The 9,796-nt window shown below is 34.6% G+C and carries 8 protein-coding genes; 4 read left to right on the forward strand and 4 right to left on the reverse strand.

Features of this window, described 5'->3' with window-relative positions; genetic code table 11:
- Positions 1-234: 234 nt before the first annotated feature.
- The 3 genes from AB8B65_RS07735 to AB8B65_RS07745 all read right to left on the reverse strand — a co-directional run bounded on the left by AB8B65_RS07735 (position 235) and on the right by AB8B65_RS07745 (position 3,317).
- Positions 235-1,542 carry a S41 family peptidase gene (locus tag AB8B65_RS07735; protein WP_405300312.1) on the reverse strand — a complete coding sequence of 436 codons (1,308 nt, stop codon included), beginning with the start codon at positions 1,540-1,542 and terminating at the stop codon, positions 235-237.
- A 215-nt stretch (positions 1,543-1,757) separates the two neighbouring features.
- The gene (locus tag AB8B65_RS07740) at positions 1,758-2,936 is read right to left on the reverse strand and encodes a GlmU family protein (protein ID WP_405300313.1); all 1,179 of its coding nucleotides are present in this window, start codon (positions 2,934-2,936) and stop codon (positions 1,758-1,760) included.
- A gap of 129 nt (positions 2,937-3,065) precedes the next feature.
- On the reverse strand, positions 3,066-3,317 hold the full coding sequence (locus tag AB8B65_RS07745) for a type B 50S ribosomal protein L31 (RefSeq protein ID WP_405300314.1): 252 nt from the start codon (positions 3,315-3,317) through the stop codon (positions 3,066-3,068).
- Between the two features lie 146 nt (positions 3,318-3,463).
- Here AB8B65_RS07745 and AB8B65_RS07750 point away from each other — a divergent pair, with 146 nt between their 5' ends.
- The 3 genes from AB8B65_RS07750 (at position 3,464) to AB8B65_RS07760 (ending at position 5,327) form a co-directional block, all read left to right on the forward strand.
- Positions 3,464-3,976 carry a DUF4199 domain-containing protein gene (locus AB8B65_RS07750; RefSeq protein WP_405300315.1) on the forward strand — a complete coding sequence of 171 codons (513 nt, stop codon included), beginning with the start codon at positions 3,464-3,466 and terminating at the stop codon, positions 3,974-3,976.
- Complete coding sequence (locus AB8B65_RS07755; protein ID WP_405300316.1) at positions 3,973-4,929, forward strand: glycosyltransferase family 2 protein; 957 nt, start codon at positions 3,973-3,975, stop codon at positions 4,927-4,929. The genes AB8B65_RS07750 and AB8B65_RS07755 overlap by 4 nt, the downstream gene beginning before the upstream one ends.
- Before the next feature lie 83 nt (positions 4,930-5,012).
- Entirely contained in the window at positions 5,013-5,327 is a 315-nt protein-coding gene (locus AB8B65_RS07760; protein ID WP_405300317.1) for a hypothetical protein, read from the forward strand.
- A 72-nt stretch (positions 5,328-5,399) separates the two neighbouring features.
- Here the strand turns inward: AB8B65_RS07760 and AB8B65_RS07765 are convergent, their stop codons facing one another.
- Complete coding sequence (locus AB8B65_RS07765; protein WP_405300318.1) at positions 5,400-8,048, reverse strand: T9SS type B sorting domain-containing protein; 2,649 nt, start codon at positions 8,046-8,048, stop codon at positions 5,400-5,402.
- 98 nt (positions 8,049-8,146) lie between these two features.
- Here AB8B65_RS07765 and AB8B65_RS07770 point away from each other — a divergent pair.
- On the forward strand, positions 8,147-9,796 hold a 1,650-nt coding region (locus tag AB8B65_RS07770), incomplete at its 3' end, for a phospho-sugar mutase (RefSeq protein ID WP_405300319.1).

Raw genomic sequence — 9,796 nt, forward strand, 5'->3', positions numbered from 1 at the left:
AGTGAATTTTACGATTGAAAATGAGTCAAATTTGTATCGAGAATAGAATATTTTGTACTAAACAGTTCTCGATACGATTTTTCGTACCTCAAAATCACTCGAAATGACGTTTCGTTATACTTTTGAATTCAAAATGCACAACGGGTTTATTTACTTTTTGATTATTATATTTGACCCGTACTAAAAATCGTTACCGTTTTTTTAGTACGGGTCAAAATTTTATGCCTTGCGCTGTTATTTTTTATTTTCCAATACTAACAAAGCTTCATCTATCCAATTTTGTTGATAATTGAGTCGTATGTCTGGCGATATTCCTATAATTTCATATTTCCTTTTATGAAAATGTCTGGTCGTCGAATGTGTTAGTAAAAAGTTATAGTTTGGCGTATACATTTCGCCCAAATTATTTCCATAGCCTAATGCGCCGTACGAATTTTGTCCCATCAGCGTTGTTTTGCTCGACTGTTTTGCATAGTAAATGAGAGTTTCACAGCTACTTGCACAACCACGGTCGTATAAAATAACAATGTTTTTAGGTTGTTTATAAGATGTTGGCTGTGTTAGCTCACCTTCTTCTTTAAAGCCATAAAAAGTTTGTAAAGGAATTGCTTTCATTTGCTGAATAACTTCTTTTTGGTTTGCAATAGACGCGGCACTGTAATTAGCACTATCGGCTTCCATAACTTTGAGCCAGTTTTCGTAATGTTTGATATTGTCAGTAGTTACAAAAGTTTCCACTTTTCCTGTTTTTATTGGATTTGTGTATAGTAAACTTATTAGAAAAGTTGTATTGTAATCACTTCCTCCTCCATTTCCTCTAACATCTATAATCAAATTGTCATGCGCTGTTATTTGCGGAGTAGCTTCTTTGTAAAGAGCTTGTAATTCTGTATATAGATTCCCTGAAAAATCTGGAATTCGCAGATACGTGGTATTTTTGTTAAGTACAGTAAAACTTGCTGTTGTTGACAATGTAGTAGCTAGCACTGGTTTTGTATTTTTCTTTTTAAATCCCATCAACGGAAATTGCATATCGTGATTTCGGAAAGTTATTTTGGTATAGTTAGATGCATATACATACCCTGAAAATAAGCCGCTATCTTCTCGCTTGAGCTCAATTTTTATATCACCAGGCTTCCAAACAGGATTATTAGATTTTACAATAACACCTATATAATCGCGATACATTTTTGGACTTTTTATGATGGCAATAGTATAGGCGTCTTTCAATTCATATATTCCTTCAATACTATCTTTTGAACGGTCTTTAAAGTAATTGGAAGTTACTATAACACGTTCTTGTTGGGCATAAAATTCACTTTGCAAAAACGAATTGACAATACTGTCATTTTGTAAATCTAGCGGTTTGTATATTTTATTTTCGCTTAAATCCGTATGATTGTCTTTAAAAAAATTAACATACGTGTTTAAGTATTTATAGCAGTTAACAGAATCTTTTTGTACAGCAGTTTTTAATTCTGCATACCATTTTTCGTATGAATTTTTATTTGTACTTGTAACATTATCTGGAAATGAAGGCACGTTTTTTTCAACGTAACTCTTTAAATAATCAAGATCTTTTGCACAATTACAAGGAATAGTTGACGTTTCGCACGACATAAGAAATATGCCAATACAAACTAGTATAAAAATTCTCATAGGTTGTTTGTTATCTATTTACTGTAAAGAGTCTAAAAAAGAAATATTGTTACACTCTAAGCTTACTGATCGTACTGCTGTAAGAGAAAATAATAGTTTTACGCGTCTTTTCGCCATTTTTTAGAACTTTCAAATACGTGTGTTAAGATAGCTTCGTCTTGTTCGGTAAATTCAACTTTACGTCTCGCCATCACTACTTTGGCAACTTCAAACGCTTTTTTGGTGAGATAGGTTGTAAATCCGCTCGCGCCGCCCCAACTGTAACTCGGCACAAAGTTTCTTGGAAAACCTGAACCAAATATATTCGCATTGACACCAACAACAGTTCCTGTGTTGAACATTGTGTTGATTCCGCATTTACTGTGATCGCCCATCATAAGTCCGCAGAACTGCAATCCTGTTTTTGCAAAGTTCTCTGTTTCGTAACTCCACAATCGCACAGGTGCATAATTGTTTTTTAGGTTTGAATTGTTACTATCCGCGCCAATATTACACCATTCTCCTAAGACTGAGTTTCCTAAGAATCCGTCGTGTCCTTTATTAGAATAGCCCATTAATACAGAGTTGTTGACTTCGCCACCAACTTTACAATACGGTCCTAAAGTAGTGGCTCCATAAATTTTTGTAGCCAGTTTTAAGACGGAGTTATCACACATTGCCAACGCACCACGAACCACGCAACCTTCCATAATTTCGGCATCTTTTCCGATGTAAATTGGTCCTGAACTTGCATTTAGTGTACAAAAATTCAGCGTTGCTCCTGCTTCAATAAATATATTTTCTGGCGCAATTACGTTTACCGTTGCCGGAATTGGCTGTGATGTTCTGTCTTTTGTAATCAAGTCAAAATCTGCTTGAATGGCGGCTGCATTTTTTGAGAAAATGTCCCAAGTATGTTCAATTCGTAAACAATCTTCTTCGTACGGAATGATGTTATAGGTATCAAAATCGACCTCATCTTGTTCGTCTGTACTGTGAAATGCGATAATTTCATCACCCGAAAAAATAGCTTGATTTGCAGTTAATCCTTGAATAATGGCAACTAATTCGGCATTTGGCAAAAAAGAAGCATTGATCATTACATTTTCTTCCAATTCCACCATTGGATATTTTTCAGACAAATATTCTTCCGTAATTGTAGTGGTAGTTCCGCCTAAATGTGCTTCCCATTTTTCTCTAATCGTCAATATTCCTACTCTAATATCGGCAACAGGTTTTGTATATGTAAATGGCAATAATGCGTCGCGTACGGTTCCGTCAAAGAGAATGTAGTTCATGTGTATTAGGTTTTATAGGTGAAGTCGTTTACACTTTTTAGCTGACTGTAAATATAGTATTATAATTTTTCCAAAAAAAAATGTCTCTCAGTTTCCTGAAAGACATTTACTATTGTGTAGTCAAAATTCTTATTTCTTGAATTTTGCGTATTTGTTTTTGAACTTGTCAATACGACCTGCTGTATCTACTAATTTAGACTTACCAGTGTAATACGGGTGAGAAGTTCTTGAAATTTCTAATTTGTATAATGGATACTCACTACCATCAACTTCGATAGTTTCTTTAGTATCTACAGTAGACTTTGTAAGAAATACATCATTGTTAGACATATCTTTAAAAGCTACTACTCTATAATTTTCTGGATGTATACCTTGTTTCATCTTTTGTAATCTTTATTGTGACTTTCTCGATTTTTCGAGGTGCAAATTTAATTATTATTTCGGAATGTGCAACATTAAAATAAAAATATTTTGATAATTTTTACGCTTGAATTTCTATATTTGTGTCCTACATAAAATTCGTTTTCATGTTTTCAAAAACATCTCATTTCGGAATTGCCTTAGGATTTGTCCTAATTACCTCTTTCGTGTTGCAATATAAGCTAAATGTTCATACTGATCCAAAAAATGTATATTCATTAGCAATGTTCCCAGTTATGGCTGTATTTATGATTGTTGCAATTATTAAAGTAAGTCGCAAAGAGGAACCTTTTTCTATTAGAGAAGGTTTAAAAACAGGAATTGGCGTGATTCTTTTGGGAAGTTTAATGCTTTGGATTTACATGATTGTACATGCTTCCTATATCGAAACTGATTTTGTAGATAAATTGGCAGTCGTTGCTAAAAACGATTTAAAGGAAAATAGTGACTTTACAGACGAGAAGATTCAAGAAAGTATCAAGTTTTTAAAATCGAATTATAAATTCAGTATTTTTATCGAAAATGTATTTAAAAGTTTGTTAAGCGGATTTTTCTTTTCTTTACTCGCATCTTTAGCCATTAAATCAAAGATATTTACAAACCCTAAGAATCCTGTATGAATATATCTGTAGTGATACCATTACTTAACGAAGATGAGTCGTTACAAGAGCTACATGCTTGGATTTCACGTGTAATGGAAGCCAATAAGTTTACGTATGAAGTGCTTTTTATTGATGATGGAAGTACAGATGATTCTTGGAAAATTATTCACGAGTTATCACAAAAACATACTGAAGTTAAAGGAATTCGTTTTTTACAAAACTATGGAAAGTCGCAAGCATTGCACGCAGGTTTTAAGGAAGCTTCTGGCGATGTTGTCATTACAATGGATGCGGATTTACAAGACAGTCCCGATGAAATTCCAGGTTTGTATGAATTGATTACAGAGAAAAAATTCGATTTGGTTTCGGGTTGGAAAAAGAAACGTTACGATTCCGTCATCGCGAAAAATATTCCTTCAAAATTATTCAATTGGGCAGCAAGACGTACTTCAGGATTGAAGCTACATGATTTTAACTGCGGTTTAAAGGCTTATAAGAATATTGTAGTGAAGAATGTTGATGTGTACGGAGAAATGCACAGATACATTCCTGTATTGGCTAAAAATGCCGGTTTCCAAAACATTGGCGAAAAAGTAGTGATTCATCAAGCACGGAAGTACGGAAAAACGAAATTTGGCTACGATCGCTTTATCAATGGTTTTTTAGATTTGATTACAATTTGGTTTTTGTCTAAATTCGGAAAACGTCCAATGCACTTATTTGGCGCTTTAGGCGTGTTTATGTTTTTTATCGGATTTGCCGCTGCAGGTTATATCGGAATTATGAAATTATACAAACTTGCGTATGGTTTGAAAGCGATTCTTATCACTGACAATCCGTGGTTTTATATTTCGTTAGCCACCATGGTTATTGGAACGCAATTTTTCTTAGCTGGGTTTTTAGGCGAAATTATCTTGCGAAGCAAACGCGATAAAGAACGGTATAAGATTAGTGAAACAGAAAATATTTAAAGAACAACGCTAAGCTTTTAAGTACTTGTTAAGCGTAATATGTTTAAAAAAAAATCTAAAGTACCATATTAAATAAATTGATTATGAAAAAAATAACAGTAGCAATTGCTATATTTTGCATTACTAATTTTGCATTTAGTCAAACATCGAATAGTTTTTCTGCACAAGACTTAAAGCTATTCTTGAATAAACAAGTAGATATTAAACTTAAAAACGATGAAAAAAATCTAGATATATCTTGTACCGATGGCTCGAAAAGAGTCGATTATGTCTCAAAAATCAGCAAAAATTATATTGAAGTAATTTGTCCAGAAAGAAAAAAGAATTATGTCTACAAATTCACAACTCGAATTTTAATACGTGAAATTTCAGTAATTACTTTAATCGAAAAAAACTAGAAACACTACCCTACAACAAACAATATAAAACAGCTACTAATCATTCCTAAAACTTAGGTTGAATTCCATTATTTAACGCTTTAACGTTACATTTCCCGTAACTACTCTTCCACTTTCTAGCGTAAGCTTATACCAATAATCGCCAGATGGCAACGAAATTCCTTTATAGGTTCCGTCCCATTCACTATCAGCTTTAATGTAGTTTAAGTTTTTACCGTATCTATCATACAGTTCTATGGTTGCATTCGGATAATATTCTTTTTGCAACAATTGCCACGTATCGTTTACATTGTCGCCATTAGGTGTAAAAAACTTTGGAAAACCTCCAACTAAAATCGTTTCAGTAGCTGCGCTACATTCGCCGCGTCGCACCACAATATCGTAGACTCCAGGAAACAGATTAACAAATTCGTTTGATTCTGAAAATGAATTTCCGCCATTTACAGAATAACTAATATTTTCTGGATTACTATCTGACGTCAGCAGAATTTGAACCGTATTTACATCTTGAAAATCGTGTACATCTATCCGATCAATTGTCAATGGCGGTTCTGCAGTTACCACATAATTTATTTCTTTTTCGCATCCTGCGCTATTGGTAACAACTACAGCATACGTGCCTACTTCCGTAACCATAATTGAAGGCGTAGTTTCATTAGTTGACCAAGCGTAACTTGAAAACGATTCGTCAAAAGACAATTCTACAGCAGAGCCAACATCGCTGCATAAAAATGCTTGCTGATCTTCTAGTGTTGGCTGCGCGACAATATTTAGTAGAATGCTTCCAATAAATCCGCAATTGCTTCCGTAAGAAACTCTAAAAAACAATTCATCGGTTGTGGTTGCGTCTATAAATGAAAAATTGGTTAGTTGATTTTCTAGCAATAACGCTTCATCTCTAGTGGAATGTATGCTAATGGTTGCGCTAGGAAAATCGTCTCCGATAATGGTTTCTATTTGTGAGATGGAAATATTTGTATCGCCAACTTCGCACACATCAATCGTACTATACACACCCAAATTACTGCCTTCACTTACACTAAGTCGCACTTGTGTAATGGCAAAACAATCTATATACGAAAATACGCGTGCATACAATATTTGATTGTTTACGGTATTTGCATAAAAATCATTTGTAATGCCGTTTTCGTTCATTTGTGCATCATTCATACTTTCAAAAAATGCAACATCTATATTATCATTTCCATTGTCTTCTTCAATTATTGTAATAGCTTCTTGCAAATTGAATACTGACAAACCATCCGTATCATTTTCGTCAACGTCACACTGTTCAATTGTAAATAACGGTGCAATATTCGGCGTTTCTTGAATCACAACAATTTCAGTAAATAGTTGATCTGGAATGTTTGAGAATGAAACTTGTGCAGTCACCGTAAATGAACCTGCGTTTGTAAATGTATGCGAGGTAGAAATTGCTGTGGAAGTATTTGCGGTGCCCGAAGCTGGATTGCCAAAATTCCAGTTAATTCCTGTAATTGTATTTTCGGAAGAAATCGTAAATGTAGTTTCGTCACCTAAACAAAAATTTTCAATTGTAGCAATACTTTCATAAAAAGATTGTACCGAAGCTGGCAAACCAAAACGCGTAAAATTAGTTCCTAAATCAACACTTTGGTAATCAAATCCGCAAGCAGCACCTAACAAATTTGGCGCATTAATCGTTGATAATTTTGAAGATGGTAATGCATGATAAATACGTTTATCTAAGCCTAATTGTAAACTTCCTGCCAGCGATGGTGTTACTTGTGCTGATGGATAATCATACACTACAAACTTTGTATTTGGAACATCTGCAGCTGTCACATCATATTGTTGCAATTGCATATTAGTTAAGGAATTAATCCCAAAGGCTTTCCCAGAAGCATACAATCGTGTTGAATTTGAAGAAAATTCAACGCCATAAAACATAATTTCATCTGCCATAAATTGTCCATTGCTTACAAATCCTGTTGTTGAATCAAAATCATATAGATAAAGTAAACCTGCTAAATCTGGTTCAAATAATGTATGTGCAATTGCTAATTTTTGTCCATTAGGCGAAATTTTCATATTTCCTCTAATATTTCTATAATCAGGAACTGCATTTGATGTGTTTGAAACAACTGGAATAGCATTTACGCCTGCCGCAGTAACTTTAAACGAAAAAAACTGATTATTACGATGCGTAACTACCCAATAATTTCCATCGGAACTTAGTGTTCCAGATACTTTTTCGGACGTATTAGTCAATAAATTTACATTTTTAGTGGTTACATTTCCCATGCCGCTACTCTGTGCCATGTCTACAACGGAATAATTAAATCCATTACTTGCACCAGTATTGCTTCCGTTATAAGAGTCAACTACGTCTGTAGTAAAAATATAAAAGAGGTTTGCATTGCCAGGATTTGGAATAATGATACACGATTGTGTACTTGATAAACTTCCAGCCAAATCTGTTCCGTTTGGCATCATTTGATGCATACGATTCCACACAGTTACTCCATCGGTATAGAATAACAATGCGCCATCGGCATCAGAAATTGTTGAGCAGCCTTCTAATGTATTAATTTGTCCCGTATCTAAATTTACAGGTGCACCTGAATTAAAATTTAGACCTGCATTGACACCAAAAAACCAATTTGCGGTTTCTCTTTGTGCGTGTACCGAGACAATGAAAAATAGAAGTATGCAAAAGAAAATTAGAGGATTCTTTTTCATAGTGGTATAATCGGTCATTAAAGTTATTCAAAATATTTCGCCTATCAAAATAGAAACCCAAATGAATTCATTATTTTTGTGACTTAAAACACCTATAAATGACAAAGATAGACGCTACTATTTTGGGAAAAGCAACTACTTGGCTTTCTCCAATTTTCGATTCTGAAACACAAGCGAAAGTTCAAGAACTTATAGACACAAATCCAAAAGAATTAACTGAAAGTTTTTACACAAGTTTAGCTTTCGGAACTGGCGGTATGCGAGGCGTTATGGGACCTGGAACCAACAGAATTAATAAATATACGTTAGGGAAAAACACACAAGGACTGAGTAATTACCTCAAAAAAATATACCCAAATGAGCAATTAAAGGTTGCTATTGCGTACGATTGTAGACACAATAGCAAGTCGTTAGCGCAAGTAGTTGCTGATGTATTTTCTGCTAATGGAATTCAAGTGTATTTATTTTCAGATTTACGGCCTACGCCAGAATTATCATTTGCAGTAAAATATTTAGATTGTCACTGCGGAATTGTCTTAACAGCTTCCCACAATCCGCCAGAATACAACGGTTACAAGGTGTATTGGACAGATGGTGGACAAATTGTTCCTCCACAAGATGGTGAAATTATCAACGAAATTAATCGATTGGATTTTTCTGAAATTCAGTTTGATGCGAATACTGATTTAATTCATTTGGTTGATACGGATGTAGATGAAGCTTTTATCAATGCAAGTGTCGCTAATGCAGATTTTAAAGCAGCAAATAAAGATGATTTAACGATTGTTTTTACGTCATTACACGGAACATCCATCACAATGATTCCAGAGGTATTGAAACGCGCTGGTTATAAAAACGTACATATTGTGGAAGAACAAGCGAAACCTGATGGAGACTTTCCAACGGTAGTTTCGCCAAATCCAGAAGAGCCAGAAGCGCTAAAAATGGCGTTGGAATTAGCCGAGAAAACCAATGCTGATATTGTTATTGGAACTGATCCTGATAGTGATCGTTTGGGAATTGCTGTACGCAACTTAGAAGGTGAACTGATGTTGCTCAACGGAAATCAAACGATGGTTGTTATGACCGATTTCTTGTTGCAACAATGGAAAAATAACAACAAAATCAACGGAAAACAATTTATAGGTTCTACGATTGTATCTACACCAATGATGACTGATTTGGGCAATGCATATAACGTAGAATGTAAAATTGGATTGACAGGCTTTAAATGGATTGCCAAAATGATCAAAGATTTTCCTGAGTTGGAATTTATTGGCGGTGGCGAAGAAAGCTTCGGATTTATGACAGGCGATTTTGTACGTGACAAAGATGCAGTAACTGCTGCATTATTGGCATGTGAGATTGCTGCACAAACGAAAGCCAATGGAAGCTCGTTTTACGCTTCTTTGATTGATATGTATGTAGCACACGGTTTTTATAAGGAAAAGTTAGTTTCTTTGGTAAAGAAAGGAATTGATGGCGCCGCTGAAATCAAGCAAACCATGATTGATTTACGCGAAAATCCACTCACTACAATTGATGGTTCAAAAGTAGTTAAAATTGAGGATTATCAAACGTCCACAACAACTAATATGGAAGATGGTTCAACGTCACAAATCTCCATTCCGAAGTCAAATGTTTTGATTTATTACACAGCCGATGGCACTAAAATTGCAGCGCGTCCAAGTGGTACAGAACCAAAAATAAAATTCTACTTTAGTATACATCTGCCATTGGCAAACAAA

This window comes from Kordia sp. (genome assembly GCF_045105435.1).
In the GTDB taxonomy this organism is placed as follows: domain Bacteria; phylum Bacteroidota; class Bacteroidia; order Flavobacteriales; family Flavobacteriaceae; genus Kordia.

Coding starts and splice junctions, on each gene's coding strand:
- AB8B65_RS07740 (WP_405300313.1), bottom strand. CDS start 2,936: ATGAACTACATTCTCTTTGACGGAACCGTACGCGACGCATTATTGCCA.
- AB8B65_RS07745 (WP_405300314.1), bottom strand. CDS start 3,317: ATGAAACAAGGTATACATCCAGAAAATTATAGAGTAGTAGCTTTTAAA.
- AB8B65_RS07750 (WP_405300315.1), top strand. CDS start 3,464: ATGTTTTCAAAAACATCTCATTTCGGAATTGCCTTAGGATTTGTCCTA.
- AB8B65_RS07755 (WP_405300316.1), top strand. CDS start 3,973: ATGAATATATCTGTAGTGATACCATTACTTAACGAAGATGAGTCGTTA.
- AB8B65_RS07760 (WP_405300317.1), top strand. CDS start 5,013: ATGAAAAAAATAACAGTAGCAATTGCTATATTTTGCATTACTAATTTT.
- AB8B65_RS07765 (WP_405300318.1), bottom strand. CDS start 8,048: ATGAAAAAGAATCCTCTAATTTTCTTTTGCATACTTCTATTTTTCATT.